This is a genomic window from Blastococcus sp. SYSU DS1021 (assembly GCF_054050995.1).
The window spans coordinates 40,712-62,831 of sequence record NZ_JBJHAL010000007.1; the positions used below are offsets into that span (position 1 = coordinate 40,712).

General features: G+C 74.2%; 22 protein-coding genes. 19 read left to right on the plus strand and 3 right to left on the minus strand.

Going from position 1 to position 22,120, the window contains the following annotated elements; translation table 11 throughout:
* Positions 1 to 8: 8 nt before the first annotated feature.
* The 12 genes from ACI8AP_RS07020 (at position 9) to ACI8AP_RS07075 (ending at position 11,861) form a co-directional block, all read left to right on the plus strand.
* Positions 9 to 560, plus strand: a complete 552-nt coding sequence (locus tag ACI8AP_RS07020; protein WP_456588623.1) for a hypothetical protein — start codon at positions 9 to 11, stop codon at positions 558 to 560.
* 48 nt (positions 561 to 608) lie between these two features.
* Positions 609 to 1,517, plus strand: a complete 909-nt coding sequence (gene pdxS / locus ACI8AP_RS07025) for a pyridoxal 5'-phosphate synthase lyase subunit PdxS (RefSeq protein ID WP_456588624.1) — start codon at positions 609 to 611, stop codon at positions 1,515 to 1,517.
* Entirely contained in the window at positions 1,514 to 2,143 is a 630-nt protein-coding gene (pdxT, locus tag ACI8AP_RS07030; RefSeq protein WP_456588625.1) for a pyridoxal 5'-phosphate synthase glutaminase subunit PdxT, read from the plus strand. The genes pdxS and pdxT overlap by 4 nt, the downstream gene beginning before the upstream one ends.
* Entirely contained in the window at positions 2,140 to 2,901 is a 762-nt protein-coding gene (locus ACI8AP_RS07035; RefSeq protein ID WP_456588626.1) for a YebC/PmpR family DNA-binding transcriptional regulator, read from the plus strand. The genes pdxT and ACI8AP_RS07035 overlap by 4 nt, the downstream gene beginning before the upstream one ends.
* A gap of 108 nt (positions 2,902 to 3,009) precedes the next feature.
* On the plus strand, positions 3,010 to 3,582 hold the full coding sequence (ruvC, locus tag ACI8AP_RS07040) for a crossover junction endodeoxyribonuclease RuvC (protein ID WP_456588627.1): 573 nt from the start codon (positions 3,010 to 3,012) through the stop codon (positions 3,580 to 3,582).
* Entirely contained in the window at positions 3,558 to 4,217 is a 660-nt protein-coding gene (ruvA, locus tag ACI8AP_RS07045; protein ID WP_456588628.1) for a Holliday junction branch migration protein RuvA, read from the plus strand. Before ruvC ends, ruvA begins: the two co-directional genes overlap by 25 nt.
* Positions 4,214 to 5,338 (plus strand): Holliday junction branch migration DNA helicase RuvB, encoded by a 1,125-nt coding sequence (gene ruvB, locus ACI8AP_RS07050; protein WP_456588629.1) that lies wholly within the window; start codon positions 4,214 to 4,216, stop codon positions 5,336 to 5,338. Before ruvA ends, ruvB begins: the two co-directional genes overlap by 4 nt.
* Positions 5,339 to 5,486: 148 nt before the next feature.
* Positions 5,487 to 5,798, plus strand: coding sequence for a preprotein translocase subunit YajC (gene yajC / locus ACI8AP_RS07055; RefSeq protein WP_456588630.1), 312 nt, complete (start codon positions 5,487 to 5,489; stop codon positions 5,796 to 5,798).
* A gap of 14 nt (positions 5,799 to 5,812) precedes the next feature.
* A complete protein-coding gene (secD, locus tag ACI8AP_RS07060; RefSeq protein WP_456588631.1) occupies positions 5,813 to 7,444 on the plus strand; it encodes a protein translocase subunit SecD in 1,632 nt (543 codons plus the stop codon).
* Positions 7,441 to 8,784 carry a protein translocase subunit SecF gene (gene secF, locus ACI8AP_RS07065; RefSeq protein WP_456588632.1) on the plus strand — a complete coding sequence of 448 codons (1,344 nt, stop codon included), beginning with the start codon at positions 7,441 to 7,443 and terminating at the stop codon, positions 8,782 to 8,784. Before secD ends, secF begins: the two co-directional genes overlap by 4 nt.
* On the plus strand, positions 8,781 to 9,332 hold the full coding sequence (locus ACI8AP_RS07070) for an adenine phosphoribosyltransferase (protein WP_456588633.1): 552 nt from the start codon (positions 8,781 to 8,783) through the stop codon (positions 9,330 to 9,332). The genes secF and ACI8AP_RS07070 overlap by 4 nt, the downstream gene beginning before the upstream one ends.
* A gap of 93 nt (positions 9,333 to 9,425) precedes the next feature.
* Positions 9,426 to 11,861: a RelA/SpoT family protein gene (locus ACI8AP_RS07075; protein ID WP_456588634.1), complete on the plus strand. Its 2,436-nt coding sequence runs from the start codon at positions 9,426 to 9,428 to the stop codon at positions 11,859 to 11,861.
* Positions 11,862 to 12,009: 148 nt separating this feature from the next.
* On the opposite strand, the gene ACI8AP_RS07080 is transcribed toward ACI8AP_RS07075, so the two are convergent.
* On the minus strand, positions 12,010 to 12,849 hold the full coding sequence (locus ACI8AP_RS07080; RefSeq protein ID WP_456588635.1) for a peptidylprolyl isomerase: 840 nt from the start codon (positions 12,847 to 12,849) through the stop codon (positions 12,010 to 12,012).
* Between the two features lie 146 nt (positions 12,850 to 12,995).
* Between ACI8AP_RS07080 and ACI8AP_RS07085 the strand changes: the two genes are divergently transcribed.
* From ACI8AP_RS07085 to ACI8AP_RS07115, 7 genes are read left to right on the plus strand one after another with little or no spacing between them, the layout of a single operon-like run.
* Positions 12,996 to 13,679, plus strand: a complete 684-nt coding sequence (locus tag ACI8AP_RS07085) for an MBL fold metallo-hydrolase (RefSeq protein ID WP_456588636.1) — start codon at positions 12,996 to 12,998, stop codon at positions 13,677 to 13,679.
* A complete protein-coding gene (hisS, locus tag ACI8AP_RS07090; protein WP_456588637.1) occupies positions 13,676 to 14,938 on the plus strand; it encodes a histidine--tRNA ligase in 1,263 nt (420 codons plus the stop codon). Before ACI8AP_RS07085 ends, hisS begins: the two co-directional genes overlap by 4 nt.
* Before the next feature lie 8 nt (positions 14,939 to 14,946).
* Complete coding sequence (locus ACI8AP_RS07095; RefSeq protein WP_456588638.1) at positions 14,947 to 15,930, plus strand: aldo/keto reductase; 984 nt, start codon at positions 14,947 to 14,949, stop codon at positions 15,928 to 15,930.
* Positions 15,931 to 15,966: 36 nt separating this feature from the next.
* The gene (gene aspS / locus ACI8AP_RS07100) at positions 15,967 to 17,742 is read left to right on the plus strand and encodes an aspartate--tRNA ligase (protein ID WP_456588639.1); all 1,776 of its coding nucleotides are present in this window, start codon (positions 15,967 to 15,969) and stop codon (positions 17,740 to 17,742) included.
* A gap of 6 nt (positions 17,743 to 17,748) precedes the next feature.
* The gene (locus ACI8AP_RS07105; RefSeq protein ID WP_456588640.1) at positions 17,749 to 18,138 is read left to right on the plus strand and encodes a hypothetical protein; all 390 of its coding nucleotides are present in this window, start codon (positions 17,749 to 17,751) and stop codon (positions 18,136 to 18,138) included.
* A gap of 60 nt (positions 18,139 to 18,198) precedes the next feature.
* Entirely contained in the window at positions 18,199 to 19,290 is a 1,092-nt protein-coding gene (locus tag ACI8AP_RS07110) for a pyridoxal-phosphate-dependent aminotransferase family protein (protein ID WP_456588641.1), read from the plus strand.
* Positions 19,291 to 19,323: 33 nt separating this feature from the next.
* Positions 19,324 to 20,247 carry a hypothetical protein gene (locus ACI8AP_RS07115; protein WP_456588642.1) on the plus strand — a complete coding sequence of 308 codons (924 nt, stop codon included), beginning with the start codon at positions 19,324 to 19,326 and terminating at the stop codon, positions 20,245 to 20,247.
* Between the two features lie 10 nt (positions 20,248 to 20,257).
* Here ACI8AP_RS07115 and ACI8AP_RS07120 read toward each other — a convergent pair whose 3' ends face one another.
* Together ACI8AP_RS07120 and ACI8AP_RS07125 are read right to left on the minus strand one after the other, a co-directional pair.
* The gene (locus tag ACI8AP_RS07120) at positions 20,258 to 20,446 is read right to left on the minus strand and encodes a DUF559 domain-containing protein (RefSeq protein ID WP_456588643.1); all 189 of its coding nucleotides are present in this window, start codon (positions 20,444 to 20,446) and stop codon (positions 20,258 to 20,260) included.
* Between the two features lie 787 nt (positions 20,447 to 21,233).
* Entirely contained in the window at positions 21,234 to 22,088 is an 855-nt protein-coding gene (locus ACI8AP_RS07125) for an aldo/keto reductase (protein ID WP_456588644.1), read from the minus strand.
* Positions 22,089 to 22,120: the final 32 nt, after the last annotated feature.

Here is a 22,120-nt window from a genome sequence, read left to right on the forward strand (position 1 = left end):
CGGGGACCGTGACGTCCCTGGCCTGGTTGCTGCTCGCCGCCGGAGTGCTCCTGCTCCTGGTGGTCTGGACCGGCTGGACGCTCACCCGGCTGCGGCGGCTGGACGCCCGGGTCGACCGGGCCTGGGCGACGCTGGACGCCCAGCTGCAGCGCCGCGCCGGGCTCGCCGAGGAGCTGGCCCGCCACCACCCAGCGGCCCTCGCCGCCGAGGTCCGGCTCGGCCTGGTGTCGCACGCAGCGGAGGCGCGCGCGGCCCGCGACGCGGGGGACCGCGAGCTGGCGGAGAACGCGCTCGGGCACCAGCTGCGCGAGCTGCCGCCCGGCCTGCCGGGCGTCCCCGCGGCGCTGCGCGCGGACCTGGCGGGCACCCAGACGCGGGTCGCCCTGGCCCGCCGGTTCTACAACGACGCCGTGCGCGACACCCGCGAGCTGCGCGGCCGGCGCTTCCCCCGTTGGGCGGGCCTGCACCGCACGCGCCCGCTGCCGCGCTACTTCGACATCGACGACCGCCTGGGCGACGTGACCAAGGACGCCGACGTGGCCGGCCGCCTCGCCGGCTGACGCCCGTAGGGTGGGGGACCCCCGTTCTCGACCCCAAGGCGGAAACCTGTGACGACGCAGCCCGACCCGTCCGTCGCCCGGACCGGTACCGACCGCGTGAAGCGCGGCATGGCCGAGCAGCTCAAGGGCGGCGTCATCATGGACGTCGTCACGCCGGAGCAGGCCCGGATCGCCGAGGACGCCGGCGCCGTGGCGGTGATGGCGCTGGAGCGGGTGCCGGCCGACATCCGCGCCCAGGGCGGCATCGCGCGGATGAGCGACCCGGACATGGTCCAGGGGATCGTCGACGCCGTCTCCATCCCCGTGATGGCCAAGGCCCGCATCGGCCACTTCGTCGAGGCGCAGGTGCTGCAGTCCCTCGGTGTGGACTACATCGACGAGTCCGAGGTGCTCACCCCCGCGGACGAGGCGCACCACATCGACAAGCACGCGTTCACCGTGCCGTTCGTCTGCGGCGCCACCGACCTCGGCGAGGCGCTGCGGCGCATCTCCGAGGGCGCGGCGATGATCCGGTCCAAGGGCGAGGCCGGCACCGGCAACGTCGTGGAGGCCACCCGGCACATGCGGTCGATCCGGGCCGGCATCAAGGCGCTGGGCACCCTCGACGAGAGCGAGCTCTTCGTGGCCGCCAAGGAGCTGCGGGCGCCGTACGACCTGGTGGCCGAGGTGGCCCGGCTCGGCAAGCTGCCGGTGGTGCTGTTCACCGCCGGTGGCATCGCCACCCCGGCCGACGCGGCGATGATGATGCAGCTGGGCGCCGAGGGCGTGTTCGTCGGCTCGGGCATCTTCAAGTCCGGCGACCCGGCGCAGCGGGCGGCGGCCATCGTGCAGGCGACGACGTTCTCCGACGACCCCGACGTGATCGCCAAGGTCTCGCGCGGGCTGGGCGAGCCGATGGTCGGGATCGACGTCTCGACGCTGCCGGCGGCCGAGCGCTACGCCACCCGCGGGTGGTGACCGCCCCCGTCATCGGGGTGCTGGCGCTGCAGGGCGACGTCCGCGAGCACCTCGCGGTGCTGCGGGCCGAGGGGGCCGAGCCGCGGCCGGTGCGCCGGCCGGAGGAGCTGGCCGGCGTCGACGGGATCGTCGTCCCCGGCGGGGAGTCGACGACGATGGGGACCCTGGCCGGGCGGTTCGGTCTGCTCGAGCCGCTGCGCGCGGCGGTGCGCGCGGGGCTGCCCGCCTACGGGACCTGCGCGGGCATGATCCTGCTCGCCGACCGGCTGGTCGGCGCCCCGCCGGGGCAGCCGACCGTCGGCGGGCTGGACGTGACCGTCCGGCGGAACGCCTTCGGCCGGCAGGCCGACTCCTTCGAGACCCGGGTCGAGCTGGACGGGCTCGGCGGGGGCCCGCTGCACGCCGTCTTCATCCGCGCGCCGTGGGTGGAGGAGGCCGGCCCGGGGGTGCAGGTCCTCGGGCGGGTCGTGGGCGGTGCGGCCGACGGTAGGATCGTCGCGGTCCGCCAGGGCGACGTGGTGGCCACCAGCTTCCACCCCGAGCTGACCGGGGACCGCCGGGTGCACGCGCTGTTCGTCGACATCGTGCGCGCTCACCTGGCCGACGCAGAGAGGGGAGAGCCGTGAGCGGCCACTCCAAGTGGGCGACGACCAAGCACAAGAAGGCCGGGATCGACGCCAAGCGCGGCAAGCTCTTCGCCAAGCTGATCAAGAACATCGAGGTCGCCGCCCGCACGGGCGGCGGTGACCCCGCCGGCAACCCGACGCTCTTCGACGCCATCCAGAAGGCGAAGAAGAGCTCGGTGCCCAACGACAACATCGACCGCGCGGTCAAGCGCGGATCGGGCGCCGAGGCCGGTGGCGTCGACTACCAGGGCATCACCTACGAGGGCTACGCGGCCGGCGGTGTCGCGGTGCTCATCGAGTGCCTCACCGACAACAAGAACCGCTCGGCCATGGAGGTCCGCACCGCCATGACCCGCAACGGCGGGTCGATGGCCGACCCCGGCTCCGTCTCCTACCTCTTCTCCCGCAAGGGCGTGGTCGTGGTGCCGAAGTCCGGCGACGTCGACGAGGACAGCGTGCTGATGGCGGTGCTGGACGCCGGCGCCGAGGAGGTGCGCGACCTGGGCGACACGCTCGAGGTCATCTGCGAGCCCGGTGACCTGGTGGCCGTGCGCACCGCGCTGCAGGAGGCCGGTATCGAGTACGACTCGGCCGACGCCGGCTTCCTGCCCAGCGTCCAGGTGGAGCTCGACGAGGACGGGGCGACCAAGGTCTTCAAGCTCATCGACGCCCTCGAGGACCTCGACGACGTGCAGAACGTCTACGCCAACTACGAGGTGCCCGACGACGTCATGGAGAAGGTCACCGCCGACGCCTAGAAGGACCCCGGTGCCGATTCGTCAGATCACCTGGCGTGTTGACGGGGTCCGGTCGGGGGCTGCGGTTAGCCTCGGTCGAACACCAGTTCGGCTGACGGGAGCGTGACGATGCGGGTGCTCGGTATCGACCCGGGCCTCACCCGGTGCGGGTGGGGCGTGGTCGACGGGCGCCCGGGGGCGCGGCCGACGGTGGTCGGCGTCGGCGTGGTCCGCACCATGGCCGAGCTCGACCTCGAGCTGCGGCTGCTCGAGCTGCACACCGCCGTCACGGCGCTGTTGCGCGAGCACCGTCCCGACGTCGTGGCGATCGAGCGGGTGTTCACCCAGAACAACAAGGGCACGGCGACGGGCACGGCGCAGGCGGCGGGCGTCGCCGCGCTGGCCGCCGCCCAGGCCGACCGCCCGGTCGCCTGGCACACGCCCAGCGAGGTGAAGGCGGCGATCTCGGGCAACGGCCGCGCGGACAAGGAGCAGGTCACCCTCATGGTCACCCGGGTCCTGGGGCTCGCCACCGCCCCCAAGCCGGCCGACGCCGCCGACGCCCTGGCGCTGGCGGTCTGCCACGCGTGGCGCGGCCCGGCGCAGCAGCGGCTGCGGACCGCCGCGATCGCCGGCGGGATCGGCGCGCCGGTGCGGTCCACCGGCACGCTGCCCCGGTGGACGGGGGTGGCGGCCCGATGATCGCCAGCGTGCACGGCCGGGTGGCCGCGGTGGGGCCCGACGGCGCCGTCGTCGAGGTCGGCGGGATCGGCCTGGCGGTGCAGTGCACCCCGGGGACGATCGCCCGGCTGCAGGTGGGGGAGGCCGCCCGGCTGGCCACCAGCCTGGTCGTGCGCGAGGACTCGCTCACCCTCTACGGCTTCGCCGACGACGACGAGCGCCAGCTGTTCGAGCTGCTGCAGACGGCGAACGGCGTCGGGCCGCGGCTGGCCCAGGCGGTGCTGGCCATCCACCCGCCGCGGGAGGTCCGCCGCGCCGTCTCGATGGCCGACGTCAAGGCGCTCATGCAGGTCCCCGGCATCGGCAAGAAGGGGGCCGAGCGGCTCATCCTCGAGCTGCGCGACCGCCTCGGCTCGACCAGCACCGACACCTCGCTGGACGCGCCGGCGCCCGCCGGGCTGCCGGCGGTCACGCCGGTGGCCCCGTGGCGGGACCAGCTCACCTCGGCCCTCGTCGGGCTGGGGTGGAGCGGCAAGGAGGCCGAGGGGGCGGTCGCCCAGCTGGCCCCGGTGGCCGACGAGCAGCTCGCGGCGACGGGGAGCGTGGAGGTCGCGGTGCTGCTGCGGCGGGCGCTCCAGCTGTTGGGTAGGTCGTGACCGCGCCGTTCGACCGGTCGCTGACCGGTGAGCTGGCCGCCGAGGCGGCGCCGGAGTGGTCGGTGTCGCCGCAGGCGGGGGACGAGGAGCGGGTCGTCGAGTCGGCGCTGCGCCCGCACTCGCTCGACGACTTCATCGGCCAGCCCAAGGTCGCCCGCCAGCTGGCCCTGGTGCTCGAGGGGGCGCGCCGCCGTGGCCGCACGCCCGACCACGTCCTGCTCTCCGGCCCGCCCGGGCTGGGGAAGACCAGCCTGGCGCTGATCATCGGCTCCGAGCTGGGCACCTCGGTGAAGATCACCAGCGGGCCGGCGATCGAGCGGTCCGGCGACCTCGCCGCGATGCTCTCGAACCTGGCCCCCGGCGACGTCCTCTTCATCGACGAGATCCACCGCATCGCCCGCCCCGCCGAGGAACTGCTCTACATGGCGATGGAGGACTTCCGGGTCGACGTCGTCGTCGGCAAGGGCCCCGGGGCGACGGCGATCCCGCTGGAGATCAACCCGTTCACGCTGGTCGGCGCCACCACCCGCGCCGGGCTGCTCACCGGCCCGCTGCGGGACCGGTTCGGCTTCGTCGGCCAGATGGAGTTCTACGAGCCGGCCGACCTGCAGCGGGTGCTGGCCCGCAGCGCGGCGCTGCTCGGGGTGGAGCTGACCGACGAGGGATCGGCGGAGATCGCGGGGCGCTCCCGCGGGACCCCGCGCATCGCCAACCGGCTGCTGCGCCGGGTGCGCGACTACGCCGAGGTGGAGGCCGACGGCCGGGTGACCCGCGAGGTCGCCGAGGCCGCGCTGGCCCTGTACGACGTCGACCACCTGGGCCTGGACCGGCTGGACCGGGAGGTGCTGGACGCGCTGGTCGGCAAGTTCGGTGGCGGGCCGGTCGGCGTCGCCACCCTGGCGGTGGCCGTCGGCGAGGAGCCGCACACGGTCGAGGAGGTGTGCGAGCCGTTCCTGGTGCGCGCCGGGCTGCTGGCCCGCACGCCGCGCGGGCGGGTCGCGACCGAGGCCGCCTGGGCGCACCTCGGCCGGCCGCTGCCGGCCGGCGGCGGCGCGCTCGGCCGGGTCACAGCAGACCCACAGGCACCGGGGTCGTCGTCAGAGACCCTGTTCGACGCCTAGACTCCCGGACGCTGGCGCGCAACTCGCAGGCCGGGCCGTGCGCGTCCCGCCTGGTCGCCGTGCGTACGGCAACCGATGCACCCGAGCGGTCCCGTCCCGGGCCGCACCCACCGCGAGCAACCAGTCGCGGAAGAGAGGCACACCTGTCGTGGAGTACTTCCCGCTGATCATGCTGGCCCTGCTGGCCGTCGTGCTGTTCGTGCTGCCCGCGCGACAGCGCAAGAAGATGCAGGAGCAGCACGCGGCTCTGCTGGCCTCCCTGACCGTCGGCACCCCGGTCATGACGACCAGCGGCATGCACGGCACGGTGGCCGGGGTCGGTGAGACCACCATCGACCTCGAGATCGCGCCGGGTGTCGTGGCGACCTTCGCCCGCCAGGCGATCCTCGAGGTCCGCCGCCCGGCCGGGACCGCGCCGTCCGACGAGGACCCCGCGCGCCCGGCCGACGGCACCGTCTGACCCGGGGGACCTCCGTGGCCAACCGCACCCTCCCCGCGGGGCGCTACTTCGGCGCGTTCGTGCTGATCGTCGCCCTGCTCTACGGGCTGGTCTTCTTCACCGGGGACACCCGGACGCCGCAGCTCGGCCTCGACCTGCGCGGCGGCACGACGGTGACCCTGACCGCCCGCACCCCCGACGGCCAGGCGCCGGCCCAGGAGGACCTGGAGCTGGCCCGGCGGATCATCGAGCAGCGGGTGAACGGCCTCGGCGTCGCCGAGGCCTCGGTGGTCACCGAGGGCGACTCCAACATCATCATCTCGGTGCCCGGGGACGACGGCGAACAGGCCCGGGAGCTCGGTGCCACGGCGCAGCTGCGCTTCCGGCCCGTGTTGGAGGTGGCCCCCGCCGGCCCCGCCGAGGAGGAGCCCGGCACCGACGCCGAGGCGACCGAGGGGGAGACGGCCGACGGGAGCGCCGCGGAGGACACCGGCGACGCGGCGGAGGACCCGGCGACCGGCGACGGCGCCGTCGCCGACCCCACGCTGCCCGACCCGGACGCCCCCGCCGTCACGCAGGAGGAGGCCGCCGCCGAGTTCGCGACGCTGACCTGCGACGCGGAGGAGCTGCTGGGCGAGGTGACCCGGCCCGAGGACTTCGTGGCCGCGTGCAGCGAGGACGGCACCGTCAAGTACCTGCTCGGCCCCACGATCATCGAGGGCACCGAGATCGACGACGCCAACGCCGCCACCGACCCGACCGACGGCAGCTGGATCGTCCTGCTGGACTTCCGGTCCGGCGGGCGGGAGACGTGGGCCAACTACACCGCGGCCAACGTGGGGTCGAACGTGGCCTTCACCCTGGACGGCCGGGTCGTCTCCGCGCCCACCATCCAGGGCGCCATCAACGGCCAGACCACCATCCAGGGCAGCTTCGACCAGGAGTCGGCCACCGAGCTGGCCAACCAGCTCCGGTACGGCGCCCTGCCGCTGACCTTCACCCAGGCCACCGCCCAGTCGATCTCCACCGAGCTCGGCGAGGAGCAGCTGGAGGCAGGCCTCATCGCGGGCGCCCTCGGCATCGCGCTGGTCTTCGTGTACGCGCTGGTCTACTACCGGCTGCTCGGCCTCGTCATGATCGCCAGCCTGATCCTCTCGGCGGTGGTCGTCTACGCCTGCCTGATCCTGCTGGGGCGGGAGATCGGCTTCACCCTCAGCCTCGCCGGCATCGCCGGGTTCATCGTCTCGATCGGCATCACCGCCGACTCCTTCGTCGTGTACTTCGAGCGGCTCAAGGACGAGATCCGCGAGGGCCGGTCGCTGCGGTCGGCGGTTCCCCGGGCCTGGGTCCGGGCGCGGCGCACCATCCTGTCCGCGGACGCGGTCAGCTTCCTGGCCGCGGCGATCCTGTACCTGCTCGCCATCGGCGACGTGAAGGGCTTCGCCTTCACCCTCGGCATGTCGACGGTGCTCGACCTCGTCGTCGTCTTCCTCTTCACCCACCCGCTCATGGCCGTGCTCTCCCGGTTCAAGAACTTCGGCAAGAACCGGTTCTCGGGCCTCGGCCGGGTGGAGCACACCCGTCGCACGGGCCCCGCCGCACCGGCGCGGGAACTCGTCGGTGCCACCGCCGCGGTCGGCGGCCGGCAGGACAGGAGCACCTCATGACCCGCCCGACGGACCCGGCCGAGCCGACCTCCGAGCAGCCGCCGGTGAGCACCGGCGAGGAGGCGCTCGCCGACGCCGGGCTCCCCCAGGACCCGGGCAGCGACGACGACGCCGCCACCCCGGCCGCGCCCGGCGGACGCGGCGGACGCGGCGGACTGGCCCACCGGCTCTACAACGGCGAGGCCGGCCTGGACGTCGTCGGTCGCAGCCGCCTGATCTACCGGATCACCGCGGTCGTGGTGCTGCTGTGCCTGCTCTCGATGGTCTTCCGCGGGTTCAACTTCGGCATCGACTTCGAGGGCGGTAACAGCTTCCGGCTGCCCGGCACCGAGCAGCAGCTGCAGGAGGCGCGCGCCGCCGCGGAGGACGCCGGCGCCGATGTCGCCTCCGCCCAGGTCGTCGGCGGCAACACGCTGCTCATCCGCACCTCGCAGCTGGACAACGAGACCGAGCGCGCCGTGGTGGAGGAGATGGCCGAGGCCGTCGGCATCGCCCCGCAGCAGGTCAGCCCGGAGTCGGTCAGCGCGGAGTGGGGCCAGGACATCACCGACCAGGCGCTCGTGGCGCTGGCGGTCTTCCTCGTCGCCGTCGTGCTCTTCCTCGCCGTGCGCTTCCAGCCGAAGATGGCCGTCGGCGCCATGGCCGCGCTCGTGCACGACATCGTCGTCACCGCCGGGGTGTACGCCCTGGTCGGCTTCGAGGTCACGCCGTCGACGGTCATCGGCTTCCTCACGATCCTCGGCTTCTCCCTGTACGACACCGTCGTCGTGTTCGACAAGGTCGACGAGAACACCCGCGACCTGGAGCGCAGCGCCCGCATGACCTGGGGCGAGGCGGCCAACCTCGCCGTCAACCAGACGTTGATGCGGTCGATCAACACCTCGGTCATCGCGCTGCTCCCGGTCGCCGGCCTGCTCTTCGTGGGTGCCGGCCTGCTCGGCGTGGGCACCCTCAAGGACCTGGCCCTCGTGCTCTTCGTGGGCCTGGCCGCCGGTACCTACTCGTCGATCGTGCTCGCCACGCCGATCGTCGCCGACCTCAAGGAGCGCGAGCCGGCCCAGCAGGCGCTGCGCCGGCGGGTGCTGGCCAGGCGCTCCTCGGCCGCGCGGGCCGACGGCGCCGCCGTCCCGGCCGGTCCCGTGGCCAGTGCCCGCCGGCGCCGGAGCACCGGCGCGGCCGCGGCCTCCGAGCTGCCCGGTGCCGTCACCGCCGACGTCGTCGTCGAGTCGCCGCCGTCGGTGCGGCCGGACGCGCCACGGGGCGCCAGCGCCGCCCCGCGGCCGGGTGCCCGCCCGCAGCGCCCCGGGTCCAGCCGGCCGTCGGGCAAGCGGCGCCGGTGAGCGCGGCGCCGGTCGAGCAGCCGCTCGACGAGCTCATCGCCTCCCTCACCGTCGACGTCCCCGACCACCCGGAACCGGGCATCGTCTTCCGCGACCTGACCCCGGTCTTCGCCGACGGGCCCGCCTTCCGGCGCATGGTCGACGGGCTGGCGGCGCCGCACGGGTCCGGTCCGCGGCCGTTCGACGTCGTCGCCGGGGTGGAGGCGCGCGGGTTCCTGCTGGCCGCGGCGGTGGCGCTCGACGCCGGGGTGGGCATGGTGCCCATCCGCAAGGCGGGCAAGCTGCCGCGCGAGCGGGTGTCAGCCGACTACACCCTGGAGTACGGGACGGCGACGCTGGAGCTGCACGCGGACTCGGTGCGCCCCGGTCAGCGGGTGCTGCTCGTCGACGACGTGCTCGCCACCGGCGGCACGCTCGGCGCCGCCGTGGCGCTGGTCGAGCAGCTCGGCGGCGTGGTGGCGGCGATCTCGGTGGTCGTCGAGCTGGCGGCCCTCGGAGGGCGGGCCCTCCTGGCACCGCACCCGGTGCACGCACTCTGGACCACCTGACCGAGGGAGAACCCGCTCGCCGCCCGGGCGGCGGCGGGCGTGGTCCGGCTAGCATGGTGGGGGTCCCCCCTCTGCCAGCCGCAGGAGTCGCCCGTGGCCTCCGAAGTAGCCGCCGACGCGGCTGTGGCGCGGCCCGGTGGGGCCGTCGCCGATGCGGTGGGTGAGGCGCCGGTCCGCAGCCCGCTGCCCGAGCGGCCCGCGGTCCGCCGTCCCGACGACGTCGGCGCCGACCCGCCCGACGCCGACCTCGGCACCCCCCGCCGGCGGGTGCGCGACCGCCTCGCCCGGCGGATCGTCGCCGGGCAGCGCAGCGGCCTGGTGCGCCCCGTGCTCGAGCCACTGGCGTCGCTGCACCGGCAGAGCCACCCCAAGGCCGACCTGGCGCTGCTGCAACGCGCCTACGACGTCGCCGAGACCGCGCACAGCAGCCAGAAGCGCAAGAGCGGCGACCCCTACATCACCCACCCGCTCGCCGTCGCCACCATCCTGGCCGGCCTCGGGATGGACACGACCACCCTGATCGCGGCGCTGCTGCACGACACGGTCGAGGACACCGGCGTCACCCTGGAGACGATCACCACCGACTTCGGCTCGGAGGTCGCCCACCTGGTCGACGGGGTCACCAAGATCGACAAGGTGAAGCTGGGTGACGCCGCCCAGGCCGAGACGATCCGCAAGATGATCGTGGCGATGTCCCGCGACCCGCGGGTGCTGGTCATCAAGCTGGCCGACCGGCTGCACAACATGCGCACGCTGCGCTTCCTCCCGCCCGAGAAGCAGGAGAAGAAGGCGCGCGAGACGCTCGAGATCCTCGCCCCGCTGGCCCACCGGCTGGGCATGAACACGATCAAGTGGGAGCTGGAGGACCTCGCGTTCGCCACGCTCTACCCCAAGCGCTACGACGAGATCGTGCGGCTGGTGGCGGAGCGGGCCCCCTCCCGCGACACCTACCTGGCCGAGGTCGCCGCGTCGGTGACCGAGCAGCTGAAGGCGGCCAAGATCGACGCGGTCGTCACCGGGCGGCCGAAGCACTACTACTCGATCTACCAGAAGATGATCGTCCGCGGCCGGGACTTCACCGACATCTGGGACCTCGTCGGCATCCGCATCCTGGTCGACTCGGTGCGCGACTGCTACGCCGCGCTCGGCATCATGCACGCCCACTGGCAGCCGGTGCCGGGCCGCTTCAAGGACTTCGTGGCGATGCCGAAGTTCAACATGTACCAGTCGCTGCACACGACCGTCATCGGGCCGCAGGGCAAGCCGGTCGAGCTGCAGATCCGCACCCACGACATGCACCGCACCGCCGAGTACGGCATCGCGGCGCACTGGAAGTACAAGGAGAAGGCCCGCGCCGGGGGCAAGCCGGCCGCGGGGGAGAGCGGTGCGCCGCCCAAGGCCGGCTCGCCCGACGACATGCTGTGGCTGCGCCAGCTGCTGGACTGGCAGCGGGAGGCCCAGGAGCCGGGGGAGTTCCTCGAGACCCTGCGCTACGACCTGGGGCCGCAGGAGGTCTTCGTCTTCACGCCCAAGGGCGACGTGGTGAGCCTGCCCGGGGACTCCACGCCCGTCGACTTCGCCTTCGCGGTGCACACCGAGGTCGGCTACCGCACCATCGGCGCCCGCGTGAACGGCTCGCTCGTGTCGCTCGACAGCAAGCTCAGCAACGGCGACGTCGTCGAGATCTTCACCTCGAAGTCGCCCACGGCCGGCCCCTCGAAGGACTGGCTGACCTTCGTCGGCTCCTCCCGCGCCCGCACCAAGATCCGCCAGTGGTTCACCAAGGAGCGCCGCGAGGACGCCGTCGACGCCGGCAAGGAGTCGCTGACCCGCGCGATGCGCAAGGCCGGGCTACCGCTGCAGCGGCTGCTCGGCGGCGAGGCGCTGTCGACGCTGGCCAAGGACCTGCGGTTCGCCGACGTCACCGCCCTCTACGCCGCGGTGGGGGAGAACCAGCTCTCCGCGGCCTCCGTGGTCGAGAAGCTCATGGCCGCGCTCGGCGGCAGCGAGGGCGCGACCGAGGACATCGCCGAGACCGCGATCCCCACCCGCCGGCCGGTGGCGCGCCGCTCGGCCGGTGGCGACCCGGGCATCGTCGTGCACGGCATGACCGACGTCTGGGCCAAGCTCGCCAAGTGCTGCACCCCGGTCCCCGGCGACGACGTCCTTGGGTTCGTGACCCGCGGCGGCGGCGTGAGCGTGCACCGGACCGACTGCACCAACGCCGGGGACCTGCGCAGCAAGCCTGAACGTCTGGTCGAGGTCGAGTGGGCGTCGTCGCCGGGGTCGGTGTTCCTCGTGGCCATCCAGGTGGAGGCCCTCGACCGGCACCGGCTGCTCTCCGACGTGACCAAGGCGCTGGCCGACGAGCGGGTCAACATCCTCTCGGCGTCGGTGCAGACCAGCCGCGACCGCGTGGCCATCAGCCGGTTCACCTTCGAGCTGGCGGACCCGGCGCACCTGGGCGCGGTGCTGCAGACGGTGCGCAACGTGGACGGCGTCTTCGACGTCGAGCGCGTCACCGCGTAGCCGCAGCCCGCACGGCGACCGCCGGACCGGGCCGCCCCCCGATGATCAGGTCACCTGATCGTCCGGGGTCCTGGCTCACTGTCGACGCTGAGCCAGGACCCCACCAGGTGAGCCAGGACGTGCCGGCGCCCGACGGCGGCGTCGCGCCTCAGCCGACGACGGCCATGTCCTCGATCGTCACCGGGATGTTCGGCGCGCCGTCGCCGGGGCCGTCCGCGCCCTGGACCCCACCGGCGGCCACCTCGTCGAGCACGGCCAGCCCCGCCTCGTCGATCGAGCCGACCACGGTGTACTCCGGCGGCAGCTCGGTGTCGACGAAGGTCAGGAAGAACTGACCGCCCGTGCTGTTGGGCGCGGCGGTCTTCGCCATGGCGACGGTGCCCCGCGGGTACGTGGTGTCCGGGGTGACCTCCTCGGCGTACTTGTAGCTCGGGCCGCCGGCGCCGGTGCCGGTCGGGTCGCCGCACTGCAGCACCCCGAACGTCTCGGCGTTCACCAGCCGGTGGCAGGAGGTGTCGTCGTAGAAGCCCTGCTCGGTCAGGTACACGAAGCTCGCCGCCGCGCACGGGGCCTGCGCCCGGTCCAGCGTGAGGGTGAGATCCCCCTGGTTCGTGCTCATCAGGAGGGTGGCGGTGCCCTGCGTGGGGGTGGCCTCCGGGTTCGGCGGCGTCCCGACGTCGGTCAGGTTGGTGTTCCCCGACTCGTCGGGCAGGTACTCGCAGGTGACGGTGCCGTCGGCGTTGGTGGTGCGCGCCGCTGACGAGGTGGCCGCCGGGGTCGTCGGGTCGGCCGCCAGGTCGTCGGTCTCGTCGTCCCCGCCGAACACGTTGGTGATGAGCAGCGCGGCGCCCACGATCGCGACGACGGCGATCGCGGTGAGCAGCAGCCCCAGGTTGCGGCGGCGCTTCTTCGCCTGCTCGGTGCGGCGCTCCAGCTGGCGCTGCAGGTGGCGCTGCGCGGCTTCCCGGCGCTGCTTGTTCGTGGGCACGGGGGCGGACTCCTCGGCGGACGGGGCGCGGTGCACGGCCGGGTGCGGCGGGCGGCGGCGCTGGTCGGGGTGCGAGTCTAGGTGCCGGGGCTGGGCGATCCCTGGCAGCGCCGGGTGCGGCGGGGAGCCCCGCGTAACCTGCACGGGTGCTCATCCGCTCGTTCCCCGCCGGCGCGTTCGGCACCAACTGCTACGCCGTCGCCTCCGGGCCGGGCCAGGAGTGCGTCGTCGTCGACCCGGGCATGGACGCCGTCGAGCCCCTGGCCCGCATGCTCGCCGACGACGGTCTCAAGCCGGTCGCGGTCGTGCTGACCCACGGGCACCTGGACCACACCTTCTCGGTGCTGCCGGTGTGCGACGGCTACGACATCCCCGCCTACCTGCACCCCGACGACTTCGGGATGCTCTCCGACCCGGTGCGCTGGCACGGGCCGCAGCTGGCGCCGCTGATCACGGGGGTCCGGCTCCCGGACCCGTCGGAGGTGCGCACGTTGGACGACGGCGCGGTGCTGTCGCTGGCCGGGGTGGATCTCACCGTCCGGCACGCGCCCGGGCACACCCAGGGCTCGGTGATGTTCTCCCTCGACCTCGGTGAAGCGCCCGGGCTGCTCGCCGGTGACGTGCTGTTCGCCGGCTCGGTGGGCCGCGTCGACCTGCCGGGCGGCTCGTGGGACGCGATGCTGCGCTCGCTGCGCGACGTCGTGCTGCCGCTGGACGACGAGACCGTGGTGCTGCCCGGCCACGGCCCGGCGACCACGATCGGTCGGGAGCGGGCGACCAACCCCTACCTGGCCGAGGCCGCGCAGGCGCCGAAGGGGCGCGGGCTGTGAGCGGGCTGACCGCCCCGAAGGGCACCTTCGACACGCTGCCGCCGGACTCGGCACGGTTCCTCGCCGTCCGGGACGCGCTGACCGCGCCGCTGCGCCGGGCCGGCTACGGGTACGTCGAGACGCCGGTGTTCGAGGAGACCGCCGTCTTCTCCCGCGGGGTCGGTGAGTCCACCGACGTCGTGACCAAGGAGATGTACACGTTCGAGGACCGGGGCGGCCGGTCGCTGACCCTGCGCCCCGAGCTGACCGCCGGGCTCATGCGGGCGTTCATCGAGCACCGGCTGCACGCCGCCGCACTGCCGGCGAAGCTGTGGACCGTCGGCTCGGCCTTCCGCTACGAGCGGCCGCAGGCCGGCCGCTACCGGCACTTCACCCAGGTGGACATGGAGGCGCTCGGCGTCGACGACCCCGCGCTGGACGCCGAGGTGGTGGCGCTGGGCGTGCAGGGGTTCCGCGACCTCGGGCTCACCGACTTCGAGCTGCTGCTGACCTCGCTGGGGGACGCCACCTGCCGGCCGCAGTACCGCGAGCTGCTGGTGGCCTACCTGGCGAAGCTCGACCTCGACGAGGAGACCCGGCGCCGGGCGGCGATCAACCCGCTGCGGGTGCTCGACGACAAGCGGCCCGAGGTGCAGGCCCAGCTCGACGAGGCCCCGCTGATGGTCGACCACCTGTCGGACACCACGAAGGCGCACTACGACGCCGTCCGCCAGCACCTCACCGACCTCGGCGTGACCTGGACCGAGGCGCCGCGGCTGGTGCGCGGGCTGGACTACTACACGAAGACGACGTTCGAGTTCGTGCACAACGGCCTCGGCGCGCAGTCGGCCATCGGCGGCGGGGGGCGCTACGACGGGCTCTCGGCCGCGCTCGGCGGCCCCGACGTATCCGGCATCGGCTACGCCGTCGGGGTGGACCGCACCCTGCTGGCCGTCCAGGCCGAGGGGCTCGACGTCGGCGCGGTCGCGGGCGTGCAGGCGTTCGTGGTCCCGCTGGGCGCCGAGGCGAAGCGGGTGGCCGTGCGGCTGGTCGGTCAGCTACGCGCCGCCGGGGTCGCGGCCGACACGGTCTACGGCGACCGCGGCCTCAAGGGCGCGATGAAGGCCGCCGACCGGTCGGGTGCCTCGCACGTCGTCGTCATCGGGGAGCGGGACCTCGCCGACGGCGTGGGCCAGCTCAAGGACATGCGCACAGGTGAGCAGGTCGCCGTCCCCGTGGGTGAGCTGTTCGACCGGGTGCGTGCGAGTGTGGAGGGGTGACTTCTTCGATGGAGCAGCGACCGCTCGGGAAGACCGGGGCCGACGTCAGCGTGATCGGGCTGGGCACGTGGCAGCTCGGCGGTGACTGGGGCGACGTCGACGAGGACACCGCCGCCGAGGTCCTCGACGCCGCGCTCGACGCCGGGGTGACCCTGCTCGACACCGCCGACGTCTACGGCGACGGCCGCTCGGAGGAGCGCATCCGCAAGGCGCTCGCGCCCCGGGCCGACCGGCCGTTCGTCGCCACCAAGGCCGGCCGCCGTGCCGACCCCTTCACCGCGGAGCAGTACACGCCCGAGAACCTGCGCGCGTGGATCGACCGGTCGCGCCGGAACCTGGGCGTGGACACCCTCGACCTGGTCCAGCTGCACTGCCCGCCGACCGCCGTCTACTCCGACCAGCGCGTCTACGACGCCCTCGACGGGTTCGTGGCGGACGGCTCGATCGCGGCCTACGGCGTCTCGGTCGAGACGGTGGCCGAGGGTCTCACCGCGCTGCAGCGCGAGGGGGTGGCCACCATCCAGGTCATCCTGAACATCTTCCGGCGCAAGCCGCTGGAGGAGCTGCTGCCCGCGGCTGCCGACGCCGGCGTGGGCATCCTGGCCCGCGTTCCGCTGGCCAGCGGCCTGCTCAGCGGCAAGTACGACGAGTCGACGACGTTCCCGGAGAACGACCACCGGAACTTCAACCGGCACGGCGAGGCCTTCGACGTGGGCGAGACCTTCGCCGGCGTGCCTTTCGACGTCGGTGTCGCGGCCGCCCGCGAGGTGGCCGAGATCGCCGGCGACGCCGTGCCCACCGCGGCGTTCGCGCTGCGCTGGGTGATCGACCAGCCCGGCGTCACCACCGTCATCCCGGGGGCGCGCAACGTCACCCAGGTGCGCGGCAACGTCGCCGCAGCCACCATGGCGCCGCTGTCGGACGCCCAGCTCGCCGACCTCGAGCGGGTGTACGACGAGCGCATCCGCGCCCACGTGCACGACCGCTGGTAAGCCACCCCCTCCTTCCGCTCCACCGAAAGGCCCGACGTGCTCCGCACCCACGACGCCGGAACGCTGCGTGCGTCCGACGCCGGCACCACCGTCACCCTCGCCGGCTGGGTCGCCCGCCGCCGCGACCACGGCGGCGTGGTCTTCCTCGACCTGCGCGACGCCTCCGGCTACGTGCAGGTCGTCGTCCGCGAGGAGGAGGCCCACCACCTGCGCAACGAGTACTGCGTGCTCGTCACCGGCGAGGTGCGCCGGCGGCCCGAGGGCAACGAGAACCCCGAGCTGCCCACCGGCGAGATCGAGGTGGCCACCTCCGAGCTGCGGGTGCTGTCGACGTCGGCGCCGCTGCCGTTCCCGATCGAGACCGACCAGGCCGCCAGCGACGACGTCCGCTACCGGTACCGCTACCTCGACCTGCGCCGTCAGGGTCCGGCGCGGGCTATCCGGCTGCGCTCGGAGATCAGCCGCATCGCCCGCGGCGTGATGGCGGAGCACGGTTTCGTCGAGGTGGAGACGCCGAACCTCACCCGTTCCACGCCCGAGGGCGCCCGGGACTTCCTCGTGCCGGTGCGGCTGCAGCAGGGCAAGTGGTACGCGCTGCCGCAGTCGCCGCAGCTGTTCAAGCAGCTGCTGATGATCGGTGGGCTGGAGCGCTACTACCAGATCGCCCGCTGCTTCCGGGACGAGGATTTCCGCGCCGACCGGCAGCCGGAGTTCACCCAGCTGGACTTCGAGATGAGCTTCGTCGAGCGCGACGACGTGCTCGCGATCGCCGAGGACGTCGTCCGCTCGCTGTGGCGGGAGCTGGCGTCGTACGAGATCCCCGAGATCCCGCGGATGACCTACCGCGAGGCGATGGACCGGTTCGGCTCGGACAAGCCGGACCTGCGGTTCGGCGTCGAGCTGACCGAGCTGACCTCCTACTTCGCCGACACGCCGTTCCGCGTCTTCCAGGCGCCGTACGTCGGCGCCGTCGTGATGCCCGGCGGTGGGTCGCAGCCCCGGCGGGCGTTCGACGCCTGGCAGGACTGGGCCAAGTCCCGCGGTGCCCGCGGGCTGGCCTACGTGACGATCGCCGAGGACGGCACGCTCGGCGGCCCGGTGGCCAAGAACATCTCCGACGCCGAGCGCGAGGGTCTCGTCGAGGCCGTCGGTGCCAAGCCGGGCGACTGCGTCTTCTTCGCCGCCGGGGCCCGGCGCTCCTCCCAGGAACTGCTCGGCGCCGCGCGCAACGAGATCGCCAAGCGCCTCGACCTGATCGAGCCCGGCACCTGGTCGTTCCTGTTCGTCGTCGACTTCCCGATGTTCGAGGAGACCGAGGACGGCGACTGGACGTTCATGCACCACCCCTTCACCTCGCCCACCCCCGAGTGGCGGGACCGGTTCGCCGAGGACAAGGGCGCGGCGCTGTCCGACGCCTACGACATGGTGATCAACGGCAACGAGGTCATGAGCGGGTCGGTGCGTATCCACGACGCCGAGCTGCAGGAGCGGGTGTTCGAGACCCTGGGGATGTCGCGCGAGGAGGCCCGCGAGCGGTTCGGGTTCTTCCTCGAGGCGTTCGCCTACGGCCCGCCGCCGCACGCCGGTGCCGCGCTGGGGTGGGACCGGCTGTCGGCGCTGCTGTCGGGGGTGGAGTCGATCCGCGAGGTCATCGCCTTCCCGAAGACCGGCGCCGGTTTCGACCCCCTGACCGGCGCGCCGACGCCGATCACCGAGGCGCAGCGCAAGGAGGCCGGCATCGACGCGAAGCCGGAGGAGCCGCCGCTGCCCGGTGAGCCCGGGGCGCCGGGGCCCTCCGACCCGACGAAGTAGGGCCCGGTGGTGGTTCCGGTCGTGGTGGACGAGGGGCGACCGGATGGGGCGCGCCGGCCGCTGGCCGGTTCGCCGCCGAGTCCCGGGCGCGGGTTCCCCGACCGGACCGCTGCCCCGGCCGTCTGGGTCGACGGTGGCGCCGGTCTGGCGATCACCACCTGGGGGAGCAGCAGCGTTCCGGGCGTGCCGGTCGACGTCGAGGTCGAGGGCGGCTGCCTCACCGTGTCCGTGGCGGTGCGCGAGGGCGGGGCCGGGGTGGTGAGCGCCGACCTCGCCGCCTACGTCACCGTCATCGAGACGCCGGCGGGACTCGACCCGCAGGGCTGGACGGTGCTCCGGATCCACGGCCGCGACCACGACCTGCCCCCGGTCGCGCCGCGCCACCGCCCCGTCTGACCCTCCGGCCCGCCGGCCCGGACCCGGTGGCCGGGCCCGACCCTGGGTAGGTTGCCCCGTATGCCGTTGCGTGCCCGCACCCTGCTCGGACCCGGCCCGTCGAACCCCTACCCGGAGGCGCAGGTCGCGCTGGCGCAGCCGCTGCTCGGCCACCTCGACCCGGAGTTCCTGCGGATCCTGGACGAGACATCCGACCGGCTGCGCCAGGTGTTCGGCACGGCGAACCGGCGCACGCTGCCGCTGTCGGCCACCGGGTCGGCGGGCATGGAGGCGGCGTTCGTCAACACCGTGGGGCCCGGAGACGTCGTCGTCGTCGCGGTGAACGGCCTGTTCGGGCAGCGGATGACCGACGTCGCCGCCCGCTGCGGCGCCGAGGTGATCGCGGTGGAGCACGAGTGGGGGCAGCCGGTCGACGCCGAGCGCGTGCTGGCCGCCCACCCGTCGCCGAAGCTCATCGCCGCCGTGCACGCCGAGACCTCCACGGGGGTGCGCTCCGACCTCCAGCCGCTGGCTGCCGGCAAGGGTGACGCGCTGCTGCTGGCCGACTGCGTCACCTCGCTCGGCGGCATCCCGGTGCAGCTCGACGAGTGGGGGGTGGACCTCGCCTACTCCGGGTCGCAGAAGTGCCTGGGCGTCGCGCCGGGGCTCGCGCCGTTCACGATCAACGACCGCGCGTGGGAGCGGCGGATCGAGAAGCCGCAGAGCTGGTACCTCGACCTGGGCATGCTCGGCGGGTACGCGGGCGAGGCGGCCGGGTCCGGTGGCCGCACGTACCACCACACCGCGCCGACCGGGATGGTCGTGTCGCTGCACGCGGGGCTCGGGCGCATCCTCGACGAGGGGCTGGACGCCGTCCACGCCCGGCACGCGGAGGCCGGGCGGCTGCTGCACGAGGGGCTGGCCGGGCTGGGCCTGGAGCTGTTCGCGGCGGAGGGGCACCGGCTGCCGGAGCTGACCACGGTGAAGGTTCCCGACGGCGTGGACTCGGCCGCCGTCCGCCGCGAGCTGCTGGAGCGCTTCGACCTGGAGATCGGCGGGGGAGTGGGCGCGTACGCCTCGACGGTCTGGCGGATCGGCCTGATGGGCCCGAACGCGGCCCCCGCGAAGGTGGCGCTCGTGCTGTCGGCGCTGAAGGCGGTCCTCGGGCGCTAGGGTCCTGGGGCGTTCCGCAACCAGGAGGTGCCCGTGGCCCAGGTCGTCCCCGCGAACCGGGCCAGGCGGCGGTTGCCCTGGTGGGCGCTGGTCCCGCTCGCGGCCGCCGTCTGGTGGGTCGGCGGCTACCTGTTCTGGTTGCTCGACGGCCTGCGGATGGTGCCGGTCGGGGCCCGGACCGCGCTCCCGCTGCTGCCCTCGATGATCGGTGCCCTCGTGCTGGGGGCCCTGGTCGGGGGCGTGGCCGCGGGGCTGCTCGCCCGGGCCGCGGAGCGCCGTGCGGCCGGGGTGCCGGCCACTGCGGCGGGGATGGCGCTGGCCGTCGGTCTCGCCCTGGTGAGCACGGCGTCGACGCTCCGGACGAACGCGCCGGACACGTTCGAGACGGACCCGGCGGTCGTCGGAGGCCTGAGCGTGGTCGTCGTGCTGGTCTCGGCGGCGGGCTGGGCGCTCGGCGCGCCGGCCGCCCTCGGTGCCGCCGGTGCCGCGCCGGGGCTGGCGGTGCTCGCCGGTGCCGCCTCCTGGTGGGTGGCGCAGGTCGTGCTCGCCCTCGTCGGTGTCGGCGGTGCGGGCGCCCTGGGGCGCCTCGGGTCGTGGCTGGGTGCCGCGCTGCTCGGAACGGCCCTGGTGGTGGTGGGTGCCCGGCCGGTCGCCCGGCTCGCCTGGTGGCCGGCCGTGGTGCTCCTCGCGTGGTTCGTCGCCCCGGCCCTGACCGCGGTGAGCTACCTCGAGCAGCTGCTGCGGCCCGGCGCCGGGTTGCCGGCCACGCTGCCCGACGCGCTCGACGCGGCCTGGCATGTGTTCGGCCTCGCGTCGCTGCCGGCGAACCGGGACCTGGTGCCGTGGCTGGCCGCCATCGCGGGAGCGGCGGCGGTGGCCGTCGTCCTCCCGCGGCTGCGACCGCCGGCGGGCTCGCGGGCCGATCAGCCGCAGGAGCTCTCCGCCCGGCCCGGCTGACGCCTCGGGCTCACCACTGGGCGCCACGGCTTCGCAGTGCGCCGGCTGCACGGTGGACGACGGTGTCCAGGCGGCCCAGGTGGCGGCCGGCGAACCGGAGGACCAGCCACCCGCCGGCTGCCATGAGCGAGTACCGGTCGATGTCGCGGCCGAACTGCTCGCGTTCGGCGTGCTGCCGGCCTTCGTACTCCAGCGCCACCCTTCAGCGCTCCCACATGAGGTCGGCGTGCGCCACCACGCGGCCCGCCCGGTCGAGGATGGGGACCTGCACGCGGGGGTGGGGGAGTCCGGCGCTGACCAGCGCATACCGGACAAGGCTCTCCGGGCGGGAGGCGGCGAACGGCGAGAGCAGCGGCGCCAGCTCCCGGGCGAGGACGATGCCCCGCGTGCCACCGGCCCGCTCGAGCCGGGAGGCAGCGCCGCGACGAGGTCGAGCCAGGTCTGGGCGCCGCTGGTCACCGGGATGCCGCGGTGCCGCACCACGTCGGCGGCTTCGAGTCGGCGTACGTGCGTGCGGATGCGCTCCCGTCTGGGTCGTGTCGACCCGGGCGGCACGCTGACAGACAGGGGCCACTCGTGCGGCACGGGTGCGCCGAGCAGGCCGGCAGCGGTCCGGTGGGAGAACGTCACGTCGGGTGGCAGCACCGGTAGGGCCGCCGCGCAGGCCGTTCGGAGCGACAGCGGTACGGCCCGGGAGACGTAGGCGCCGCGAGTCACCCGCACGCCGTCGTCCCGGAGCTGCGCGCGGGTCAGCCCGGCGGCCAGCGCCTGGCCCCGGGTGTAGGCCGGGGGGAGCTCGGTCCGGTCCACCGGCGGAGCGTCGGGCGTGGTGCGCCCGTCGCGATCGTCGCGGCGCCATCCGTGGACGGCGCCCAGCCTGTGGACGGCGCCAAGTGCGTAGTCCTGGTGGCCGCCGCCGGAGTGTCGGCGCGTGGTCGGCGGCAGCAACTGCGCACTCGGCGGTCGGGATACCGCCGGCCGGCCCGTCAGGCGGCGTTCAGGCGGGCCAGCTGGTCAGGGGAGAGGGCCAGGTCGGCGGCGGCCGCGGAATCCACGATCGTCGCCGCCCGGGACGCGCCCGGGATGGGGACGACGGCCTCGCTCTGCGCCAGGTGCCAGGCCAGCGTCACCTGGTAGACCGACACCCCGAGCTCCCGGGCCACCTCCGCGAACGCCGGTGCCGACGAGCCGAGGGAGCCCGCGGCGCTCACCCCGCCGAACGGGCTCCACGGGAGGAACGCCAGCCCGTGCGCCGCGCAGTGCTCGAGCTCGCCGTGCGAGGAGCGGTAGCCCGGCGAGAACTGGTTCTGCACGCTGACCAGCGCGTCGCCCACGATCGACCGGGCGACGTCGATCTGCCCCACGTCGGCGTTGGAGATGCCGACCATCCGCACCAGCCCGTCGTCGGCGAGCTGCCGCAGCGCCCCCATCGACTCCTCCCACGGGGTCGCGGGATCGGGCCGGTGGAACTGGTACAGCCCGATGGCGTCGACCCCGAGCCGGCGCAGCGATGCCTCGCACGCCCGCCGCAGGTAGGCCGGCGACCCGTCGAGCTCCCAGTCGGTGCCGCGGCGGGTGTGCCCGCCCTTGGTCGCCACCAGGACGTCGCCGCCGCCGATGGAGCGCAGCGCCTCGGCGACCAGCTCCTCGTTGTGCCCGAACTCGGCCTCGTCGCGGGCGTAGGCGTCGGCGGTGTCGATCAGGGTCACGCCGGCGTCCAGGGCGGCTCGCACGACGCCGACCGCCTCCTCGCGGGAGGGCCGGTCCTGCTTGGTGGACAGGGGCATCGCCCCCAGCCCGATCGCGCTGACCGTCGCGTCCCCGATGCGTCGCTGCTGCATGGGAAGCGTCGTGCCCCGCGGGTAGCGTCCTC